Origin of the sequence: Siansivirga zeaxanthinifaciens CC-SAMT-1, assembly GCF_000941055.1 — a bacterium.
GTDB classification, from domain to species: Bacteria; Bacteroidota; Bacteroidia; order Flavobacteriales; family Flavobacteriaceae; genus Siansivirga; species Siansivirga zeaxanthinifaciens.
Map to the genome: position 1 here is coordinate 2880261 of NZ_CP007202.1, position 22835 is coordinate 2903095.

10 protein-coding genes are annotated in these 22835 nt (G+C 33.1%); all 10 read right to left on the bottom strand.

All coding sequences use genetic code 11. The features are described from left to right. Positions 1-2: 2 nt before the first annotated feature. The 10 genes from AW14_RS12825 to AW14_RS12870 all read right to left on the bottom strand — a co-directional run bounded on the left by AW14_RS12825 (position 3) and on the right by AW14_RS12870 (position 22818). On the bottom strand, positions 3-3029 hold the full coding sequence (locus AW14_RS12825; RefSeq protein ID WP_044639171.1) for a SusC/RagA family TonB-linked outer membrane protein: 3027 nt from the start codon (positions 3027-3029) through the stop codon (positions 3-5). Between the two features lie 224 nt (positions 3030-3253). Further along, positions 3254-7336 (bottom strand): hybrid sensor histidine kinase/response regulator transcription factor, encoded by a 4083-nt coding sequence (locus tag AW14_RS12830; RefSeq protein WP_044639172.1) that lies wholly within the window; start codon positions 7334-7336, stop codon positions 3254-3256. A gap of 52 nt (positions 7337-7388) precedes the next feature. Beyond that, positions 7389-8528 (bottom strand): lactonase family protein, encoded by a 1140-nt coding sequence (locus tag AW14_RS12835; RefSeq protein WP_169744666.1) that lies wholly within the window; start codon positions 8526-8528, stop codon positions 7389-7391. A 160-nt stretch (positions 8529-8688) separates the two neighbouring features. Further along, a complete protein-coding gene (locus AW14_RS12840; protein WP_084708884.1) occupies positions 8689-11178 on the bottom strand; it encodes a heparinase II/III domain-containing protein in 2490 nt (829 codons plus the stop codon). A 45-nt stretch (positions 11179-11223) separates the two neighbouring features. After that, complete coding sequence (locus AW14_RS12845) at positions 11224-12300, bottom strand: alkaline phosphatase family protein (protein WP_044639173.1); 1077 nt, start codon at positions 12298-12300, stop codon at positions 11224-11226. 96 nt (positions 12301-12396) lie between these two features. Continuing rightward, positions 12397-13830: a sulfatase gene (locus tag AW14_RS12850; RefSeq protein WP_044639174.1), complete on the bottom strand. Its 1434-nt coding sequence runs from the start codon at positions 13828-13830 to the stop codon at positions 12397-12399. A gap of 9 nt (positions 13831-13839) precedes the next feature. Next, a complete protein-coding gene (locus tag AW14_RS12855; protein WP_084708886.1) occupies positions 13840-15294 on the bottom strand; it encodes a serpin family protein in 1455 nt (484 codons plus the stop codon). A 21-nt stretch (positions 15295-15315) separates the two neighbouring features. Beyond that, entirely contained in the window at positions 15316-17808 is a 2493-nt protein-coding gene (locus tag AW14_RS12860) for a hypothetical protein (RefSeq protein WP_044639176.1), read from the bottom strand. Further along, entirely contained in the window at positions 17795-19312 is a 1518-nt protein-coding gene (locus AW14_RS12865) for a sulfatase (RefSeq protein WP_044639177.1), read from the bottom strand. The genes AW14_RS12860 and AW14_RS12865 overlap by 14 nt, the downstream gene beginning before the upstream one ends. Before the next feature lie 50 nt (positions 19313-19362). After that, positions 19363-22818 carry a glycosyl hydrolase gene (locus tag AW14_RS12870; RefSeq protein ID WP_044639178.1) on the bottom strand — a complete coding sequence of 1152 codons (3456 nt, stop codon included), beginning with the start codon at positions 22816-22818 and terminating at the stop codon, positions 19363-19365. Between the last annotated feature and the right edge of the window lie 17 nt (positions 22819-22835).

Consider the following 22835-nt stretch of genomic DNA (forward strand, 5'->3'; position numbering starts at 1 on the left):
GATTAAAATTTTAAATTAACATTGAAACTTACAGATTTTACTGTTGGGTAATTACCGTAATCAAAACCTTGATTTACATTGCTATTTTGCGCACCAGACGCTCTGTAACTAACCTCTGGATCTAGTCCCGGGTAATCTGTGAATGTTAATAAATTTTGCCCACTAACTGAAAATCTTATTTTATCCATTCCTAATTTCTCTGCTAAATTAGATGGTAAATTGTATCCTAAGGCAATATTTTTAAGTCTTATATAGCTACCATCGTAAACAAAACGCGAGGTAATGTCGTTCGCACGAATCGCTGCGCGTGGCACATTTGTATTGGTGTTTGTTGGAGTCCATGCTCTTAAAACTTCTGTGGTAGAGTTAGAATTACCGTTTGCAAGCTCTATATGAGTTAAACTCATGATATCGCCACCAAAAGCGCCTTGAAAAAACACATTTAAATCGAAGTTTTTATATGTAAAACTATTGGTAACACCCAGAATCCAATCTTGGTTTGGGTCGCCAATTATTTTTCTATCATCTGCAGCTGTAATTCTACCATTACCATCAATATCTGTAAACAACTCATCTCCAGCAACAGGTGTTGTGGCTAACGTAGCTGTACCAGCTGGTAAAGCACCTCCTTGATATACGCCTTGGTATTCATAGCCCCAAAAAACGCCAACAGCTTCACCTTCTCTTAAAATATGTGTTTGATCTCTTGTAAAATGACCCGGAGAAGCATCAAAAATAACATCGTCTCCACCAATTAGTTTTACTACTTTGTTTCTATTTCTAGACCAGTTTAAATCGGTTTTCCAAGTAAAATTATCGTTAGAAATATTTCTAGTGCTAATAGAAACCTCGAATCCTTTATTATTAATTTCACCTATATTTTTTAAACTTTGGTTATTTAAAAATCCGAAATACTCTGGTTGCCCAGTATCACCCAAAATTAAGTCTTTTGTATCGATGTTATAATAATCTACAGACAAGGAAATTCTGCTATTAAACAACCCTAAATCGATACCAAAGTTTGTTTGATAAGAAGATTCCCATTTTAAATCTGGATTAGATTGCTGGTTAGGCACTACTGAATTTACCGTTTGTCCTCCAACGGCCGTATAAATACTCTCAAAACTCGCTAAAGACTGATAAGGTGCAATAGACGGATTACCAGTTACCCCATAACTTGCTCTAAGTTTTAAATTTGAAATTGTGCTATTGTCTTTTAAAAAATCTTCGTTTGACACTTTCCAACCCAAAGCTCCAGAAGGAAAATAAGCATATTTTTCGTTAGCAGCAAAGTTAGAAGCACCATCCCTTCTAAGGGTTGCGGTAATTAAATACTTATCATCAAAATCGTAATTCAATCTTCCAAATTGAGAAAGAATTTCAGTTTCTACTAATGACGAACCGGGTATTAATTGTACCGAGCCGTCACCTAAATTGTAATACGAAAAACTGTCTGAAGTAAATCCTTGAGCTCCAGCAGAAAATCTTTCAGTGGTGTTCTTTTGATAGGAGTAACCAGCTAACAACGTTAAATTACCTTTTCCTATCTCTTTGTTGTAAGTTAAATAATTTTCACTTAAAACACTTGTTCTTTTTGCATTGGCTATCTCACCAATGCCGCCTTGTGCTCCTGCAGTTAGCACCAAAGTTGATGGTCTATAGATACCTCTAGTTTCATTAGAAGAGCTAAAACCAAAAGTTGTTTTAAAGGTAAGACTCTTGCTAATATCGTAATTTGCATAAAAATTTGCTCTAAAATCGTCTGATTTAGTCTCATCTACACTTTCTTTAGCAACGGCTACAGGGTTGTCGATACCATCTCTTAAAAAGTCTTGTGAGTTATCACCGTTAGCTTCAAAAAGACCTAAATCTGGAGAAAACCTAAAGCCTAAAGACATCACATCGCCTGTTCCTCGTCCGCCAGTATCAGCTTGTGTTGAAATTCCGTCTTTATTACTTCGGCTACCAAAGGCATTAAAACCTAATTTTAATTTATCTGTTACTTGGGCATCAATATTTGAAAGAAATGATGTTCTTTGGAAACCTGAATTTATAACCACACCTTCTTGATTAAAATAAGTTCCAGAAGCATAAAAATTTATTTTATCGGTTCCTCCTGAAAACGAAAGTTGATGATTTGATGTATTTCCAGCTTTTAAAAGTAAATCTTGCCAGTCTGTATTAGATGTTGTTCTCTGAACGAATGCTGGATTTAAAGCTTTTTGATACGCTGTAAATTGATCGGCATCTAATAAATCTAATCTATCTGTTGTAGTTTGAGCAGAATAGGTACTATTTATTTCTACAGACAACCTTCCGCTTTTACCTTTTTTAGTTGTTACTAATATAACACCATTTGCACCTCTCGAACCATAAATAGCTGTAGCCGAAGCATCTTTTAACACCTCTAAAGATTCGATATCATTTGCCTGAGGCATCGACGCCCCTACGAAGCCATCTACCACAATAAGTGCAGAACTACTTGCCCCGATTGATGTGTTACCTCGAATTTTTACAGAAATTGGGGCTCCTGGTTCACCTCCATTATTTGATTGCACAGCAACACCAGCTGCTCTACCTTGTAAAGCCTGTTCTGCATCTAAAACCGGAAACGCATTTAACTCCTCCGATTTTACTGAAGATACAGAACCTGTTATATCACTCTTTTTACGAGAACCATATCCTACAACTACTACTTCGTCTAAGTTATTAGAATCAATTTTAAGAGTTACATCAATTTTTTTTAATCCTTTAACGGGAATTTCTCTACTTTCAAATCCTACATAAGTAAATACAAGTACAGCATTTTCAGTATTCACTTTAATTGTGTAATTGCCATCAAAGTCTGTAGCGGCTCCATTACTAGTTCCTTTTACTAGAATGTTAACTCCTGGTAACGGCATGTTATCTTCGCTTGAGATAACTTTACCTGAAATACTTTTTTCCTGAGCATTTGCATAGGCACCTATAAGAATAAATATTCCTAGTAAATACCGGCTAAATACTTTAATTTTTTTGTTTGTAATCATACATTTCATTTTTAAGTTTAATTTAGTTTTTTACCAAAAAAATAATCAGTACGCTTAATAAGATAATCATGATTATTAAGAAGTATTGAATGATTTTTAATTTGGCATTATTTAGTTTCATGCTTTCAAATATAGAAAGCATTTAAGAAGTAAAAGTTCAAAAATAGGTGGACAAAAATCCACTACGCTCTATTTTAATGAAGAAAACGCTTCTATTTATGCTCTTATAAATTAAACTTTTTTATGTACTGTGAGGGGGTAACACCATACTTTTTTTGAAAACACTTTCCGAAATACTTAGGATCTCGAAAACCAACTTTATAACATATTTGAGAAATGTTAATTTTGTTTTGCTCTAGCAATTTAGCTGCAGTTTTCAATCTTATTTCTTGAATAAACTCATTAGGAGTAAAATTTGTCCAAGCTTTTATTTTTGTAAAAAGCATCGTACGACCAATGCCTAATTCTGAACAAAAAAAAGCTATATCAAATTGGTCATTTGAAATATGCCTTTCAACAATATCTATTGCTTTTTTTAATAATTCCTCGTCTAATGAAGAGACGGTTATATCGCTAGGTGTAAAATTATTTTCGTTGGAGAATTTATCTTTTAATCGTTTAGTTGATTCCAGAAGATTTTTAATTCTTAGTTTAAACTCCTTCAAATTAAATGGCTTACTTATATAATCATCGGCTCCACTTTCTAACCCTTCAACTTTATAAATTAATGATGTTCTTGATGTTAATAAAATTACAGGAATATGACTAGTTTTTAAATTTTCTTTAATACCGGCACAAAGTTCTGTACCTACCATTTCTGGCATTATCACATCACTTATTATTAAATCTGGCACATATTTAATAGCTTTTTTCATGGCCACGCTACCGTTTTCTGCTTCCAAAATGTTATAATCCTTTTTTAGTAAATTTTTCATAAAAGAACGTAACGGCTTATTGTCTTCTACAAGTAATATGGTATATTTTTCTTCATTAACAACTAAATCGTTAATATCGTCTTCAATTATAACATCGTTATTTTTTAACTGAGATTCATATTGGGTAACATCATCACTAATTTTAAAATTTTGTAGTATTTCATTTTCTAATAAATGCGCTTTTCCTAATGGAAGTAATACTGAAAAAATGGCGCCTTTTTCTTTTTTGTTTTTTACATGAATACTGCCCTTATGAAGTTTTACTATGTTTTTAGCAATTGAAAGCCCAATACCAGTACCTTGATTGTAATTTTCTTGTGGTTTATTATGAATATGTACTTCAAAAAACCTGTCAAATATTTTATCGATATGCTCTTCTGTAATACCCACACCTGTATCAGATATTTCTATTAAAATATCTCTTTCTAACTTTGATATATTAAATTCAATAACACCACCTTTAGGCGTATAGCGAAACGCATTTGATATTAAGTTATAAAATACGCGCTCTAATTTATAGCGATCATAGTAAACTAAAATTTCTTCATGCGTTGTTTTAAAGTTGTAGGTATAATTTCCATCTTTAGCAAACTCACTAAAAGACAAAAATATTTCGTGTAAAAACTTAACAATATTACCCTCTGCAGATTCTAAGCGAAATTGATTGTTTTCTAACTTTCTAAAATCCATTAGCCTATTAATAAGGCGTAATAAATGATTCGCACTACTCTCTATAACCATTAATTTTTTATACATGGTGTTACTACCATTATAGTCTAAGAGTATTTGTTGTAAAGGGCCTAATATTAAAGTTAAAGGTGTTCTAAACTCGTGAGATATATTTGTGAAAAATTGCAATTTAGCTTGATTTAGATCTTCATTTCTTTTACTCTCTATATGCTCCATTTCTAGTTCATATTGTAATCTAGCCCTAGATTTCATAATCCAAATCAAACCATAAATAGAAAACGCCAATAAAAGTGCATAAAATAATAAAGCCCATGTACTGCGCCATGGTGCTGGTTTTACAATTATTTTTAGAACTGTTGCATGGGTATTCCACACCCCATCGTTGTTTGCTCCCTTTACTTCAAATTGGTAAGTTCCTGGAGTTTGAATAGTATAATTTGCTTCAGTACTTGTTGTGGTTATCCATTGATTATCAAGGCCAATTAACCTGTAAACATATTTATTATTTGCAGCATTAATAAAATTTGGTATGGCAAAATTCACTGAGAAATTAGCATTATCGTAACTCAAAATGAGTTCGTTGGTATATGTAATACTTTTATTTAAAATATTTAAATCGCCACCTATTATTAGCGATTCGTTTTTCACTTTAAAATCAGTAAGTAATACCTGTGGTGAATATTTATTTACAACAATATTATTGGCTTTAAAATATGTAACTCCAGCAGGCCCGCCAAAGAAAATAGTATCGTCTCCTATATTTAAACATGCATTATCATTAAATTCGTTGCTAACTATACCGTCTCGTTGATCGTAAATAATGACAGCATCTTCCATATAGTTATACTTAATTATTCCTTGATTGGAACCTAACCAGAGGTTTTTATTTGAGTCCTCTAAAATAGAATGAACTGTTGTTATTTTTATATTTTCATTTCCTAAATCAATTTTATCGAAACTATCGCCATTATAAAGAAAAAGTCCCTTTCCTTTTATACCAACCCATATTCTGTCGTTACTATCTCTAAATATTGATAAAATGTCGTCTCCAGATTGTAATTCGTTATCAAAAAAGAAATTTTTAATGTTATAAGAGTTAAAATTAATATCTGTAGGTTTTAATACATTTAATCCGCTTTGAGTGCCAACCCAAACTGCCTGATTTTTATCAATTAAAATAGAACGTACTCTAAGGTTAGATAATTGTTCTTTAACTTTATTGGTGTTGCCTATTTCTAAATATGTTTTATCTTTTATATTGTACCGTATAATTCCATTTCCAAAAGTTCCAATCCATAAAATATTTTCTCCTGCTTTTTTAATATCATAAACACCTGATTTTCGTAGAATATTTTGTAGATCTTCATTCAACTTATTAATCTCAAACTTTTGAGTTATTATATTATAAATTGAAATGCCATGAGTAAAAGTTCCTATCCAAAGTAAGCCTTCTTCAGAAAGATATAATGATTTTATATTATCACTATTTAACACTTTTGAATTTTTTGTATTAATAAATTTGGTTTTACCGGTTTTATTGTCAAGAATTGTAATACCGCCTCCTTCTGTTCCAAAATATAAATTATTGTTTATATCTTTTGCCATGGAGCCTATGGCATCGAAACTTAACGATCTGTCTCCAGAATTCTCGTTAAGATTAGTGAAATTAATATTAGAAATATCCCAGATATTAACCCCTTTATAATAGGTGCCTATCCATACAGACCCATTTCTGTCTGTATACACTGATTTAACTTTATCTAAATTTGAAGTATCTATTGGTTTTAACATTATACCATTAGACGATAACACATAAATTCCATCGTAAGTCCCCACCCATAAATCGCCTTTATGGTCAAAATCTAGAGCGCGTATATCATTTCCAATTTCATTTAAATTATTGATGTTTGAAACTGATATGAATTCATTTGATTTTAAATTAAATTTTAGAAGCCCTGAATATTTAGTTCCTATGAATAAATTATTATTGGCATCTTCTTTAATATCCTGAATAAAAAGTGCTTTAGAATTATCTGAAGTAATATAGGTTTTAAAAGAAAAATTATCGTTATCTCTGGTTATAAGTTTATTTAAACCTTTGGCTGTGCCAATCCATATGTTACCATCTTTAGTTTGTAAGATGCTTAAAATAAAATTATCGGCTATACTAGAAGAATCTTCATCAGAATGATAAAGAGTTACAAACTTATTGGTATTTGTGTTATAAATTGAAAGTCCATTTGATGTACCTATCCAGATTTCGTCTTGAATTTCCTTAACACACCAAATAGTATTATTACTTAAAGAATTTTTATTTTTTTTATGAAAAAATCTTTTGAATGTTTTGTTAACAGGATTGAAACGGTTTAATCCATTATATGTACCAACCCATATAGTGCTGTCCTTACTTTCTTCAATAGCTAAAATATCATTATTACTAATTGATAAGGAGTCTGTTGGTTTATTTTTAAAAATTGTAAAATCATGTCCATCATACTTATTAAGTCCATCACGTGTACCAAACCACATTTGACCCAATTGGTCTTGATGAATTGAAATCACAGAACTTTGCGACAGACCATTTAACGTCGATAAATTGTTTAGTCTATAATCAATAGATTGTGAAAAACCATATAAATTGGATAGCAAAAAATAGACTAAGACATAAACAAAACGATTCATAAATCTATCTTAAGGCTTTTAAATATATAAGTTACAAAAAATTTATAATAATTTAATTTTTATACGCACGCATTTGTATACTTGAGGGGTTTTCTACTTTTATTTCTAGCGGTAATTTTTGAAGTTTACCTGTTTTACGGTTTCTATTAAAAATCACAATATTATTAGAAAATTGATTTGCGACTAAAAGAAATTTACCATTTGGTGATATGGCAAAATTCCTAGGGTGTTCACCATAAGTAGATTCATGAGCTACTAAACTTAATTTACCATTAACAGCATTAATAGAAAATATGGAAATACTATCTTCTTCAGGTCCGCGATTTGAGGCATATAGAAATTTACCATCAGGTGAAATGTGAATATCTGCCGATCTGTAAATATCCTGTTGCTTTTCATAAGAATTGTAAGCCTCTATATATATTAATTGTCCATTATCATATTTATAAGCGATAATTTCACCACTTAATTCATTAACACCATAACCATATTTTCCATTAGAATGAAAGATGAAATGACGGGGACCACTGCCAGGCTTTACCTTAATATAACGTTCATTTTTAAGCATAAAATTGCTATTGTTTTTATTAAACGTAAAACTGCGTATTTTGTCTGCTCCTAGATCCTGTACAAATAGAAACTTACCATCTGGAGAGAAATTTGAAGAATGTATATGAGCACTTTCCTGTCTGCCCTTTATAATGCTGCTATCTTTAAATCGAATTACCTGCTCGTAGGGGTTTAAACTTCCATTTGAGTTAATTTTAAAAACACTTAAACTTGGGTCTGAATAATTAGAATTCACAAGATATTTTCCTGTATTATCAATCTCTAAATGTGCTGGATTTAAACCTCCACAATCTTGGCTATTAATAAAACTTATATCCAGCTTTAACGAATCGACTTTAAAAGCTGCTACTTTTCCATTATAATCCATTTGACTATCTACTACCGAATATAAATATTGACCATTTGGAGAGAGTCGTAAAAAAGAAGTATTGGTTATATGGTCTAAAGTATATTTTAAAGTGGCATCACCTGTATGGCTACTAAACTCATATACATGAATGCCTTTTCCTGGTTTTTTATCTGTAAAACTACCAACGAACAACAATGTTTTACCTTTTACTGTTTTACAGCTAAATAGGGTATTTACCAATAGAAAGAAAAAAAGGATTTGAAAAATTTTCATATATTTTAATTTCATTTTTTATAACTAATAAATGTAAATTCATTTATCTAGAAAATACATATAGAGTAGCTAATTCTGCTTGCGTACTTTATTTACAAGTATAGCAAGAATATGTATATTGATTTTAAAAGTTCTTTGTTGATTCTGTTTGAAATAAATTTTAATACACTTTAAAAAAGCTCTTATCGGTATTTGTGGTAATTACTTCATTTTTAAATATAAGCTTTTCCCCTTCTCCAATGTATATATTTTGCAATTCTTTTTTCTCATTTAATGTAATGATAGCAAAAGTACCCTTAAAATAAATCCCCAATTCATCATTGTTAAATACCTCATCTTTAGATTGAGTTATTATATATTGAACTAAATGATTTGATTGTACTGAACTTTCAATTTTTAACCCCTTATAAATGCCATTATTTTCAATTTTATCGACCGATGTGATTGTGGGTTTTTCATTTTCATTAAATGGCTCATAAACCACTACAAAAGGGTTTTCCCAGGCGGACCCATTATTTCGAATAACCAATGTTGGCGTTGGTAAAGCGTCATAAGGTTTAGGAGCCTCAAAAGTAGCTGGCGCATTCACTTTTGTATATTCCCTGTTTTTAAAACCTGGTATGTGCAATTGCATGTAAATTGCGTCATTTTTTAATTTGGTTATATTAAAAGTAGCTTTTATGTTATCATCAAATGGGTTCGATGTTTTTACATCTTTAAAAAAATGCCATCCTGGGTTTCTATAAGTACGGCCTTTCCAGATTGAATTTGCATTAGACATGTATTTATTTGGTGTGGCATTAAACTTTAAAGTTTTCGAATCAAATACTAAGTCGTCTCCAATGTTATGATATAAATAATCATGATATTCGTTTGGCAATTTCGATTTAGATCGAAAAACATCTACATAATACCCAGTTGTTGGTGAAGTACGTATTAATGCTAATGTACGTTCTTGTGTGGCTTCAGCCTTATTTCCTCCGGTATCTTTAAAACTGGTTTGACTAAATGAATGATATGGCGATACACCTTCGGCTCCTACTTTGGGTTCCATTGAAATCAATTTCACAGTATTAATTCCCAGATTAGACCAACCACCTTCACCTTGAGAGCTTCCATTTACTATTACTGTATTATGTGCTGCAAATATTCGAGAATAATTTTCGTGAATGTCTTGAGCATATCTACCTCTTCCATTGTCTACCCCCAAAACTTGTCCTTCTCCATATAATTCTATATTCATGCCCTCTGCATGACCGTGTATCATATATGCACCACCAACAAAGCACATTAAACCATCCTCTGGTTTTTGTGTTTCGCTTAAATTTCTTTGCATCACGATGCCTGCATGATACACTCTATCTGTTCTTGGTAATTGAATAGATGCTGGAGTTGCTTCAATTTCATGATGCCAAAAAACAGACTCCATATCATGGCGTTTATATTTACCTTTTTGCATTGCCGTAGCTAATAATGGAGCGAATTTATCTACAACTTCATCTAGGCCATCCATTTTAGCTAAAGCGAGCGCATCGTCAAAGGCATCATATGGAGCAGTACCCTTTCTATGCCCATCGCCCCATCTAACAATCTCGTTGTTTGGATAGACAAAGTAATCTAATCTGGGTAAGGCAAAAAGTATATTGGGGTATTTTGAAGCCAATTTTAAATCGGGATGATACCTATTTATTACCAACATCAATTTTACTAATATGGCGGTAGAATGATTAAGATACTGTGATGTTTCTGGCCAAATATCACCCTTTTCTTTATAGTTTTTAGCCATAACATTAAGCGCATCTTGGTTTTCTGTGTTTTCTGTTAGAAAGTAAGATAACAGTTTTTCTCGTTCTTTTTCATCATCCATCGCTAAAGCATTATACACTAAACTTGGTGCTTCTAAAACTGAATGATTAGAACCCGTTTGACCATAATTTATGGTAATATCTGCGTAAGTTCTAAACACCTTTTGAGCTTCATTAAATGGAAAATCTAGGTTTTTGTTTTTTATAAGATCGAAGGACTTTCCGCCCTTTTTAATGTAGGGATGAATAAAATCATAAATCAATGGTAATTTGTAACCAATAACTCTTACTTCGCGAAAACCATCGTAGGGAAACAACCAACCGCCTCGACTATGCCAATCTGAAAGTTGAGACTTTTGCACCGATTTAATAAAAGAATATAATATACTACTGGCTGCATGAGCATATTTTTCATCTTCGGTAACGTAATAAAGCATGCCACAATCTAAAGCTACTTGCAAATAATTAATTAAAAGTGCGGCTGGTTTCCATTCTTCATCAGTAGCATTATCTAAGTTTTTATGAACGCCATTCTCAACATGGTCTGTTTTGTAAAATGGTGGAAATTCACCTTTTTCACCTTCTTTCCAATTGAAAGGAAGTTGTTTTAAATAAGCTTCAGGATTTTCGAAAAATAATTTAACTTCAATATCTGTTTTAATTTTCAAATTGGTGTAAATTTCTTTTGCCCAATCTTGATTTTTTATTTTATCGAGAACTTGATTTCTTTCATTTGAAGTAACTAAAATAAAAGGACGTTCTTGTACTTGTCCAAACATGTGTATACCAGACCATAGAACAAATAAAAACACGCTATTCTTTAATTTTAGTGTTAAATCTCTCATTACTTAAAATTATTTATTAAAGTTTCCTAAAGTATTATTTATTGTTTATGGTTTATTGTTTATTTCATTCAACATAGCTGCTCTATAATGTAGAAAATCATTGGGAGGCGATCCTGCATTTTCTTCTAGGTATTTTTTTATCCATTGAGGGTGATTTAAAGTTTTAGGAGTTCCTTCGAAAATATTTTTAAGAAAAGTTCCTGTTGTACCTAGCTGTTTTAGGTTTTCTACTTTAGAAGTATAACCTTTTAGCGGAGTCAACCCCATAAAATGATTGGTCATTAAAGCCACATCGGGTGATTCGGCATAAGGAATAGTTACTCCCTTTTTAATACCTGGACCATAAAAATTCATGTAAATCTGCCATGAAGATAATTGCTCTGATAGATGATTACTTTTGGTTAAAGTACCCATACCATGATCGGCAGAAATAATAAAAAATGTAGTATCCCATAACCCTTCTTCTTTTAAAAATGACATGAGCTTTCCTAATTGAGCATCTGCATTTAAAATACCTTTAATGTAAGCAGCATCTGGATTGGTTTTATCTTGTGGCCCTTTCCAATAATCTCTAATTTCTTGTAAATGCAAACGAACTAATCGTGCACCATCTTCCTTGATATGCTTCATACCTAGCTCTACAACCTTTTGATCTGGCATAATCTCAGCATAATACACATCTGGTGTTTTAAAAACATCATATAAAGTATGCCCACCAACATAAACCGATTTAATGCCGTTTCGTCTGGCAGATAAAAAAATGTCATCTAAATCTTGCGTTTCAAAAACGTGAGTACCAGTATGCATACCTATATTTGGTGGCGATGCGCCGCCCCAGGGTTCAGTGCCATCCGGTAATTTTACACGTCCAACTGGACTATTAGAATAAGCAGCTTCTACAACCACTCCGTTGTTGGCAAAATATTTTAGATTTTCAGCACCGGCAGCCATAGCTGTTTCCGCGGCATCTTTCATTAATCCATCAATTATAAACTGAACAACAATAGGTTCTTTCTCGACTGATTTTATTAAAGATGCTGAAGATACTTTTTTGGTTTGTTTTAATTGATTACAACTAACCAGCAGAAACACTACTGATATTAACGTAAAAAAGTTTTTCATTTTTTTAAATTGTTTATTGATTAATTAAAATACTTTAAACCCTTCCTTCAAAAAACACAAACTCATATTTCTTTTTAAAATTGATAGCAATTATATTCAAGGCTTTGAATTTTTAGTATCAACAAGAAAATTTTTCCCCCATTTTTCACGAAGTTCTTTTGAAAGCGCTTTAATAGTTTCTTGATAAGCTGGTTTTTCTGCCAAATTATCCAATTCTAAAGGATCTGTTTTATGGTCGAATAGCATACGTTGGTAAGCAACCCCTTTGTTATCTGTCCATTCGGTATAAAATAAATCGCCTTTTATTAGGGTTACCATATCTTTAAATTTAGATACGGCCCAGTTTTTTTCGCTTTTTTGTCCATTTAGAATAGGCACAAAGCTTTTGCCATCTACTGTATTTGGGATTTCTAATCCCACCAACTCTGCTAAACTGGGATAAATATCAATATACTCGGTAATGGCATCGGTTTTTTCGCCTTTGGTTTTACCTGGAACTTTAATGATTAAAGGCGTTCTTAATGCTTTTTCGAAGGTTACGTGCTTGCACCATAATTTATGGTCGCCTAAATTCCAACCATGGTCGCCCCACAAAATCACAATGGTATCGTCTTCCAAATCTAATCGTTTCAATTCATCTAAAACCAAACCAATTTGTGCATCGATATAACTAACACATGCGTAATAACCATGGATTAATTCCTTTGCTAATGCATCTGGTAAATCTCTTTTTTTGGGTATGTTTTCATATTGCCGTAATTCACCAAAATTATGAAACGCTTCTTTTGGTGTCGTTTCTGGCTGCACATAACTTTTTGGAAGTTCGATTTTATCTCTATCATATAAATCCCAATATTTTTTTGGAGCCGCAAATGGCAAATGGGGTTTTGCTAATCCCATAGTTAGGAAGAACGGTTTATTGGATTGCTTTAACTTTTGCAAATCTTTTATCACTTTTAACGCTAATTGCCCATCTCTGTATAAAGAGTCAGGAACATCAGCCATCTCTACCGGTAAACCACGTTTTGTTTTTTCTCTTATTTCTTGGCTCTCTGGTAAAGCAAAGGTCCATAATGTTTTTGATTCCCAAATTTCATTCCAAGCTTCAGCATCATCTTGACCATAATGATAAATTTTTCCATTGGAAATGGTTTGATACCCATTTTGCTTCAATAAATAAGGAAGAGAAATAGCCTCTGGAAAGTCTTCATCCTTTTTAATATGAGCGTCTATAAAACGGTATCTGGTTGGTCTTGCCCCCGTCATTAAACTGGCTCTAGAAGCACCACAAACCGGAACATTGCAATACGCGCGTTCAAAAATTAGACTCTCTCCTGCCAATTTATCTAAATTTGGCGATTTTATGTGATTTGCTCCATAAAAATTGAGTTCCGGACGCAAATCATCTACTGCTATAAATAAGATATTTGGTTTCTTAGTTTTAAGGTTCTTTTGTGCTGTTGTTTGGCAAACTCCGCTAAGGGTAAAAAACAGACTCAAAACAAATATTTTTAAAAATTGTTGTTTCATTCTCTAATGCTATTTTTTTTTAATTTTTTTGTTTTTTTTGGGTGTAATTACAATAACGCCAATGCCATGATAATAATCCTCATTCGTATATCTTTCAATATCTTCCTTTTTTGTATAAACCCTCAAAGAATCAATATTATCAAAATCTACATCATCAATTTTAACCTCTTTTAATTCATTTCCATCAGCTACTAAAAGCAAAGGCTCTTTTCCTGAATTCCAACCTGAATCTCTTATTTCTCTTCTTTCTAAATTTCGCGCAAAATATGCTTTATCAATCTTTTCCCCTTCTTGAGGCTTAACATATCTACCCATAAATACCATCGCCTTGGTTTTGTTATCTACAATAAAAAACACAAAGGGATGATCTACTATAAACGTTTTAAATGAAGGCAAACCTCTAATATAAACATTAGTTGTTGTGGCAGCAGCAGCCTCTGTATAATCTTCGTTTATATCAATATAGGTTTTGTGGGCTACTTGTTCAATGGTCAAAGGTTCATTTTTTAATATTCCAGAAAAATCTGCTTCATTATTAAATACCGCATTTAAACCCATATTTGTTAGGGCCGATTTTAGTTTATAACTCGTTTCCAATTTTATTTTTGGTATGGAAAGCCATACCTTTGTGGAAACTGTTTGTTCTAAAATTTCATTAAAAAATTCGGCATTTAAATTGTTTTCAATGGCTTCTAGTCCGTATAGTGTTTTTGGTAATAATACACAAAACGACAAATCTGAATCTTTGTATGGCTTAGTTATAAATTGAAAGGATTCATTTTCAAAATAATTAAGGTTTTCGGTTATGTTCATAAAATCAACCTTGTATTGATTTTCATTATCTGTGAAAAAGGTTGATTGAGCTGTTCTAAGTTTTTCAAATTTAGTTCGCCATTCGCCTTTAAAGTAAACCGCATTCGAAATCATTAATTTTGTTTCAGAATTTATATCTGAAGGGTTTACCATATCTGTTATGCGCTGATTTGTTTTATCCGAAACCCAACGGTTGATATCTGTTACTGCCAATGCTGTATTTGCGAAATTGGTTTGCTTGAAATCTGAAGAATATTTACTTGAAACCACATTTTTAAAAGCCGTTTCTACTTGAAATTTTTTATCTACCCAAATGGCATTAGAAATTTTTAAACCAAATAGGCTATCTGCATTAGTCTCCTGCTTATACAAATCGTCATAGTTAGAGACGGCTGAATCTTTTAAATACAATACCTTCTCAAACGCTGCTTTTGTTTTGTTTTTAGAACCTTCGTAAGCCGATAAAAGCGCGTAATAGGTACTTAATGGCGACAAAAAAACATTTTCGTTTGCATCTTTTAATTCGCCATATAAATCGAAAGCATATTGGTTTAACGATTTGCTAGGCGCTACATGTTGAGCATGCAATGGCCCAAAATGAGTCATTATTAAAGAGATGACAACCAGAAGTGTAATCGATTTATACTTCATAATTTTTAGTTTAATTTTTAATTAAAATACTTTAAACCCTTTATTTTGATGGTTACTTTCTAATTTAAATCCTTCAAAATTTAATTTTTTACCGTCACCAATATACAGACTAACCTTTTTTCTGTCTTTTGATGCTTCAACGCGCACTATTGCAAAACGACCTTCAAAACTTAAATTTAAGGTTTTATTATTATAAATAGCATCAGATGTATCTTGAGAAATAATATAATCTATTATTTTATTTTTTTCTACTATTGAAATAACTTTAGCACCCACAATTTTATCGCCATCCATTAAAGACTCAACACTTTGAACGCTTGATTCTGAATTTAGCGAGGGTTCAAAAATGCTTATAAAAGGTTTATCCCAAGCCTCACCGGTTTGTCTTATTGCAATTAATTGGGTTTTCTTATTTAGATAGTCATTTTCTGCTTCTCTGGTTGGTGGCGTTAATCCTTTTGTATATGCTCTTGTAACACCTTTGGGCACAAACATATGCATGTACCTATTATCGAAATTAATTTTAAATGTTACTTTAACCCCTTCTTTTATGGGCTCTGTAACCTGCGTATTTTCAAAATAACGCCAACCTGGAGATTGAACAGGGTCTCCAATATCATTTTTATAGCGATCGGTTTGCTTCAAATTCAAAACATTTCCTTTCTCATTTTTTATGATGGTTTCATCACCAATATTATGATAGATATAATCGTGAAATTTATTTTCATCTAAAGATTTTGAACGAAACATATCAAAATAATAGGCTGTTATATCGCTGGTTCTAATAGTGCTTAAGGTACGTTCCTGATCGCAATTATTTACTTCATCTTTTAAAAACTGGGTAGCAAAACTAAAATTTTCACTTACAGGATTTTCTAAATGCTTAGGTTCTGCCGCTATATTTTTAGTGGTATTTTGCCATACATAAGCATCTCCTTTCCATGAACCCTCGTCCAAACCATGGGAAGTTCCGTTAACAATAACCGTATTATTGCCAGCATACAATCTAAAATAATTTTCGTGAAGCGGAATTTGTCTCTCTTTTACCGATGGAGGTAACCCTGCATTGGGCGCCATAATGTAGCCTGCCCCGTAGAGCTCCATTGAAATTCCTGTAAGATGTGAATGCACATAATGTGCACCCCCAATTATACCTGTAAGACCATAAAGTTCGTTAGCCGTTTCTGTTAAGTTACGCTGTAATGCGATGCCTGAATGTTTTACTAAAACAGTTGGCTTATTAAAATTTATGCCTTTCTCAATTTTATCTGGAATGGGTTGCCCCCAAAATAAATCGAGTGGTTGAAAATTATTAAAAATACCATCATCAAGTTTTGGTTTATAACCGCCTTTAGCGTCATAGGCTTGTTTTAATGCCATTTGTGCTTTTAATTTTAAATCTGAATACCCTCGACGTTCTGCAATACTTAAAGTGTATCTGTAAAGATCTTCGGTGCCATCGTTATTTCGTTTTGAATCGCCAAATCGAACAAATTTTCTATTTGGGTGTCTTAAATAATCAAAGAGGAAATTGCCATATAGTATGTGCTGATAGTCTTTTGTGACATCCATTTCTGGATACACACGATCTACAATATTTAATGTCATTGTAATAATAGGCATGAAACTATAACTTGTAGATTCTGGCCAAATACCCTGTTCTCCAAACATAGGTAGTATGGTGTTTTTAAATGAATTTTGGTGTGCCGTTCCCCTTTCCCAAAAAACGTTAAATAATCTTTCGCGTTCTGCATCATTATCAATACAAAGAATACTAAACAAAGCGCCAGAAGCTGTAAGTATGGGGTGGTTAGAAATGAATTTACCGTGCTGATCTGGTTTACCATATTCTTGTAAAACATTGCCAACGATATTTGCTATTGCCTTTTGTGCTTTTGCATTATCGAATGGAATTCTAACCCCTTTTTCTTTGTTATATACCGTTGCATTTGGTTGCTTTACATAACTGTAAATAAAATCATAGGTCAATGCAAACGGACCATAAGTGGTTCTCGGGTCGAAAAATTCATATCCGCATATGGTAGTTGTTTTTGGTGTTTTTGTTGCAATAACATCTATATAATAGCCTAAAATATCGGCAGCAAACTTTGCATATTTTTCATTCTGAGTTAAATAATATAACATTCCAGCTTCTGAAGCAAGTGCTAAAACCTTATTATGCCCTGCCGCTAAAGGCCCTGCCTTTTGTTCGGAGTTTTCACGATCGTGTTTTGCAAAGGCGGGAATTGTATTTAAAATGGCATTCGGATTTGTTTCATGTATTTTAAGTGCCGGATCAACACGCTCATGCAATTGATTTACAAGATCTTTTGCCCAATCGTATTTTTCGATATTTTCAAGAATTCCTGCGCGTTCTTCTGCTGTTACCCAAATGACTGGATGTTTTAGTGATTGTGCTTCTCCATTAACCGTGAGTACAGCGTTTAAAATTGCAAATACAAATATGCATTTTTTTAAAAATCCAGTCATATATTCATTATCAATGAGTTTCATTTACATTTGATTTATTCGCATTAGCACCATTAATCCTTTCCTTTTGTTTTACAAAATATGGTTGGAAATTGTATGCCGAATTATCATCCCACTTCTCATTCATTTTAGGGAAATAGTCAAGCATTTTTTTTATGACCTTTTGATATTCTGAATACTTAGCGAGATTCGTAAATTCGTTAGGATCTATTTTATGATCATACAACTCGCGTGTTCCGTCTTCGTATTGAATCAATCTATATCTTCCTAATTTTACAGAATGGTTATTCATTCCGTAGGTTGTTAGTGCATACGCCTTATTATCAGGCTTAGTGTTTATCATAGTATTAACTAAACTTACACCTTCGTTTCTATTGTAAGCTGGAAGACCACATAATTCTAGAAGTGTTGGATAAATAGATAGCATTTCGGCAGGTGTATCAATTACTTTACCTTTAGGAAGATTTGGAGCTACAAACAATAAAGGCGCTTTTGTTGCAGAATCCCACAAACCGTGTTTGGCAAATGTACCTTTTTGACCCAAACGATACCCATGGTCAGACCATAAAACGATCACCGTATTTTTGGCATATTTACTGTTTTCAAGTGCTTCCATAACGCGGCCAATTTCATAATCTACATAACTAACACAAGCCAAATAAGCTTGAATGATTTTTTTCCATTCGCCAGATTCGATAGCCCATTCTGTTGAAGGCATCATAGGTAAGTTGTTGATATCTAACCCAACTTGTGGCACATCCTTTAAATCATCAGATAAATAAGGCGCCACTTGAATGCTTTCCAAAGGATGCATATCAAACCATTTTTGAGGCACATAAAGTGGTACATGGGGACGAAGAAACCCTAAACCCATAAAAAATGGTTTCTCATAATCTTTATTCAAACGCTCAATGGTCCAGTTCACCGATTGATGGTCTGGCATTTGCTCGTCTCGTTCTGGAAAAGCACCCCAATCGGTACTGGTACGTCCATAATTCTTTCTATCTGAAGTGCCAAAACCATCCCAAACAAAGCGTTTTTCTGGCAGCGGACCAAAACCTTTTTCCCTGCCGCCTTCTTCATTAAAAACACCTTTTGGGGCAAAATCGTGAAATAGTTTTCCAATGCCCATGGTATGATAGCCATTATTTTTAAAATACTCTGGAAGAAATGTAATTGCTTTTGTTGCAGGATTATCTGAACGAATTTTTTCATCTGAAATCATGCCGTAAATACCCGTTGTTGAAGGTCGTAAACCTGTCATAATTGAAGCACGTGATGGTCCGCATAATGGTGCTTGACAATGGGCATTTGAAAATAACACTCCTTGAGCCGCTAACCTATCAATATTTGGTGTTTTAGTACCTGAATAATTATTTAAACAGCCTAACCATGTATTTAAATCGTCAACAGCTATAAATAAAACATTAGGTTTATTAGACACCTCAGATTTTGATTGCCCCATAATTTTAGTGACGCTAAACATAATTATTAAAATCAACACTAAAAACTTGTTTGTTATTTTCATCTTTAATTTGTTTTTGATATTTTTATTTTTTTCAATGAATTATGAACCTATTAATCTAAACCCTTAACACTTGAAACATGTATTCTTACTGGCCCCAATAACCCTGATGGTAACAATGCACTATTTTTACTCCAATGTTTCCATGACGGCAAAGTAGTCCTCTGAGATGACCGCTCTTTATTATTTATTAACCAATCTGGCAAAGTGGATAATCTAACACCTTCAACGTCATAATCTAACGTATAATTCTCATCGCCAATTAACCTATTTGGCCATAAATTGGTCACTTTTACTTCTAAGATATTATCCCCTTTTTTTATATAATCTGAAATGTTTGTTTTGAAAGGTGCTTTCCATAAGGTAGCTACATAATTACCGTTTACATTGACCTCAGCAATTACAGCAACGCTACCTAAATCTAATTCTATTTTATTTTCTCCTTTGAAGAATTCTTTTGGTAAATTAATAGTTTTTGTATAGCTAGCCGTCCCTGAAAAATAACGAATGTCCTCCTCGGATGCCTCCGACCAAGATTTTAAGGTTTCAAATTTTGTGTTTTTTGTTTTACCTTTAGGTGTAACAAAATTAACATCCCAAGTACCTGAAAGCTCTATTGGTCTGGGTACTTTTTTTACTACTACAGTTTTAGTTTTACCAGATGTTGTCGTGTAACTTAACTTACCATTGTAAGGTGTTACCAATTTTGGTATTCCTGAGTTTAAAAGCAATTGTGGTTTGATATTATCTTTTGAAAGCTTTAAAATTTGACCTTTTGGCACCAAAACGGTATAAGCTTCCACATCGGTTTCATAGGTAACCCGAAGAGCAGGTTTGTGTCCTTCAATAAATTGATTATCAATTAACTCATTATTTACTGGTATTTCAAACTGCTTGTTATCAATCTTATTTTGAATAATCTCCTTAACATCAAATAAGGGATAATATTTAGGCACACCTTTAGTTTCGGGTTTAAATTTTCCAAATACGGCTTTTAATACCTTTAGGTCCTCATTACCTGCATCAATAGTGATATGCTCGCGTTCTTCAGCATAAAGCTCGTGTATCTCTTCTCCAATTTGATATGCCAATCTAAACTCTTTTTTATAACCCATGGCGGGGTCGCAATCGCAAAAGGCTCTTGTAATTTGAAAATCTAGTTTGCCATCTTCAACAGCATTGGCGACTTTATCGGTTATTTCCACCAAACCCTCTTGCAAAAATGTACCATATTCTGCCTTCATAATTTTTAAGTTTGAAAGCGGTTCTGGTTTTGGATACTCTAATTCAGGTTTTACTGAAACTAAATTATTTTGGGAAGTTGATGCCTTTTGAAATACAACAAATATGGATTGTTCTGCTTCTAAACTTAAAGGTAATGTTATAGTGCCATCGGCATTATTCTTCCAAACAGCGGGATAACTAATATAACCTGTTTCTGCGTTCCAAAATTCGGGTTGTTTACCAGAAACTCTGAAATTACAGCTTAAATTTCTACTTTGCTTTTTACCATTGGCAATAAAATAGATATCGGATTCCTCCGTTTTTCTATGAATAAAATTGATTTCATCTCCATTATTTTTTTCAATTGTAAAATCTGGTCTATTCTCATTTTGGAGATACTGACTAATTGAAATGGGTTGAATATCATTATTATCCCATAGTTTATTGGCAATCATTTTGACTTCATCATCACAACTCGGGTAATTATTAAGACTTGGTGATTTAAAGGGTTTATTACCAATAACTCTGGCGCCTGCTTTCACTAAACTTTCAACAATTTTAAGTGTTTTGGGGGTTATCCAATCTGATTCTGGAAGCACTAAAACTTTATACTTTCCTCCTACTGGTGTGCATATTTCACCATTTTTTACAAAAAGGTCTGAAAGTTTATTGGCACCTATCAAATCGTAATCATACCCCATTGTTTTAATTTCGGGGAATAAAAATGCGGTATTGGGCGAAGATTCTCCAGTAAAAACCAAAACATCGGCCACATTTGTACCTTTTTGTAATAGAAATTGCGAACGGGCAATGTAATTCATGTAAGGCTTACTTTGAAACCACCATGTATTTAATCGGTTAAAATCGGTCCCATGATAACTCAACACCAAGCCAGGAGCCACATCCCAAGGCTGATGCACGTAGGTATGAAAAATAAAACGAGTAATACCTTCTGCCCAAGCTCTATCTCCAATTGTTTTTAATTGAGCGGGGTGTTCATCCCAACCACCAATGCCTGTAAACGACTCTGCACCTACAATGGCACTCCCGTTTAAATGAGCGATAGACGAAACGAACTTGGAAGAATCAAAAAACGGGTAACCACCGCTCCAAAATTCACACATCACTATATCGCCTGTAGCACCAACCTGCATATTATCAAAAGGCCCCCAATACGGTTCCACTGAAAATTTCATACCGTTTTTATGGCATAATTCAGCAAAATGCGCATAATAGTTTTCTGCTATTAAATCACCTATGGTTCTTCTAAAATCCCATAAAAAACGTTCGGAAACTTCAGCACTCTCCACATAATATCCTGCTAATGTTGGTAGATAAGATGTTAAATCATAACCTCTTAAGGTTTCAAATTGAACATCAAAACCCGAGGTCCAATTGGTAGTTTCTACTTCATAACTATCAATTAAGCAGTTATTAACTGTGGTCCCAATCAAATTGCCCAGTTTATCAATAATGGGCTGCACGCCTTCTTTCCAATAGGCATCTAAGGCTTTTTTACTCATTTTATCTACCTCCAAACCTTTGGCTTCAGGTGGTGCCGGTCTATTGGTAGTTCCTATTGGTGTATGTCCTAATCTTAGTATAATCCATTCGCCTTGTGGAACGTTCCATTCTAAGCTTCCATCTTTATTTACATTGGAAGTTAAATTTACAATACTTACCTTTTTAATAATGGCATCCTTAGATACCTCTTTATCATCAGGCAACAAATGATTTCGAATGCGCTCTGATAAAATTTTATAATCTAAGCCATCAATCTTGATATGTATTTTAGGTTTAGGAAAGGCTAAAACGGCAATATCTTGATAATAGTCGAACTTGGTTTTGGGTTTAGGCAATTCGCCTTTAAACATTTGATTGCCTTGTAGTTCTAAGGTACTAAACACCACGGTTTGCATCGCATGTTCCTGAGTAACCCAAGGACCACCACTAGACGACCACCCTGCACTATTATGAAATGCTAATTCTAAACCCAATCGCTGTGCCTCTTTTGCAGAGAATTCAAATAAATCGAGCCAATCTTCACTTAAATATTTAACTGGTCCTTGAGGAAAACCTAAATGTACATTAAACAACTGTGCTTCTTGAATACCCACAGCTTTCATCGCTTCCAAATCTTTGGTAATTCCAGATTTAGATACATTTCCGCTAATCCAATGCCACCAAGTTCTTGCCTTTGCTTCGTTGGGTGGATTTTGAAATTGTTTTTCTAAGTATTGACCATTATCATTTTGCGCATAATTAGTAGCCCAAAAAAGTGACATTATTAAGAAAAGCCGAT

Bases quoted from the DNA above. Each gene is read 5' to 3' on its own strand.
- AW14_RS12825 (WP_044639171.1), bottom strand. From the start codon at position 3,029: ATGATTACAAACAAAAAAATTAAAGTATTTAGCCGGTATTTACTAGGA.
- AW14_RS12830 (WP_044639172.1), bottom strand. From the start codon at position 7,336: ATGAATCGTTTTGTTTATGTCTTAGTCTATTTTTTGCTATCCAATTTA.
- AW14_RS12840 (WP_084708884.1), bottom strand. From the start codon at position 11,178: ATGAGAGATTTAACACTAAAATTAAAGAATAGCGTGTTTTTATTTGTT.
- AW14_RS12870 (WP_044639178.1), bottom strand. From the start codon at position 22,818: ATGTCACTTTTTTGGGCTACTAATTATGCGCAAAATGATAATGGTCAA.
- AW14_RS12850 (WP_044639174.1), bottom strand. From the start codon at position 13,830: ATGAAACAACAATTTTTAAAAATATTTGTTTTGAGTCTGTTTTTTACC.
- AW14_RS12860 (WP_044639176.1), bottom strand. From the start codon at position 17,808: ATGAAACTCATTGATAATGAATATATGACTGGATTTTTAAAAAAATGC.
- AW14_RS12845 (WP_044639173.1), bottom strand. From the start codon at position 12,300: ATGAAAAACTTTTTTACGTTAATATCAGTAGTGTTTCTGCTGGTTAGT.
- AW14_RS12855 (WP_084708886.1), bottom strand. From the start codon at position 15,294: ATGAAGTATAAATCGATTACACTTCTGGTTGTCATCTCTTTAATAATG.
- AW14_RS12835 (WP_169744666.1), bottom strand. From the start codon at position 8,528: ATGAAAATTTTTCAAATCCTTTTTTTCTTTCTATTGGTAAATACCCTA.
- AW14_RS12865 (WP_044639177.1), bottom strand. From the start codon at position 19,312: ATGAAAATAACAAACAAGTTTTTAGTGTTGATTTTAATAATTATGTTT.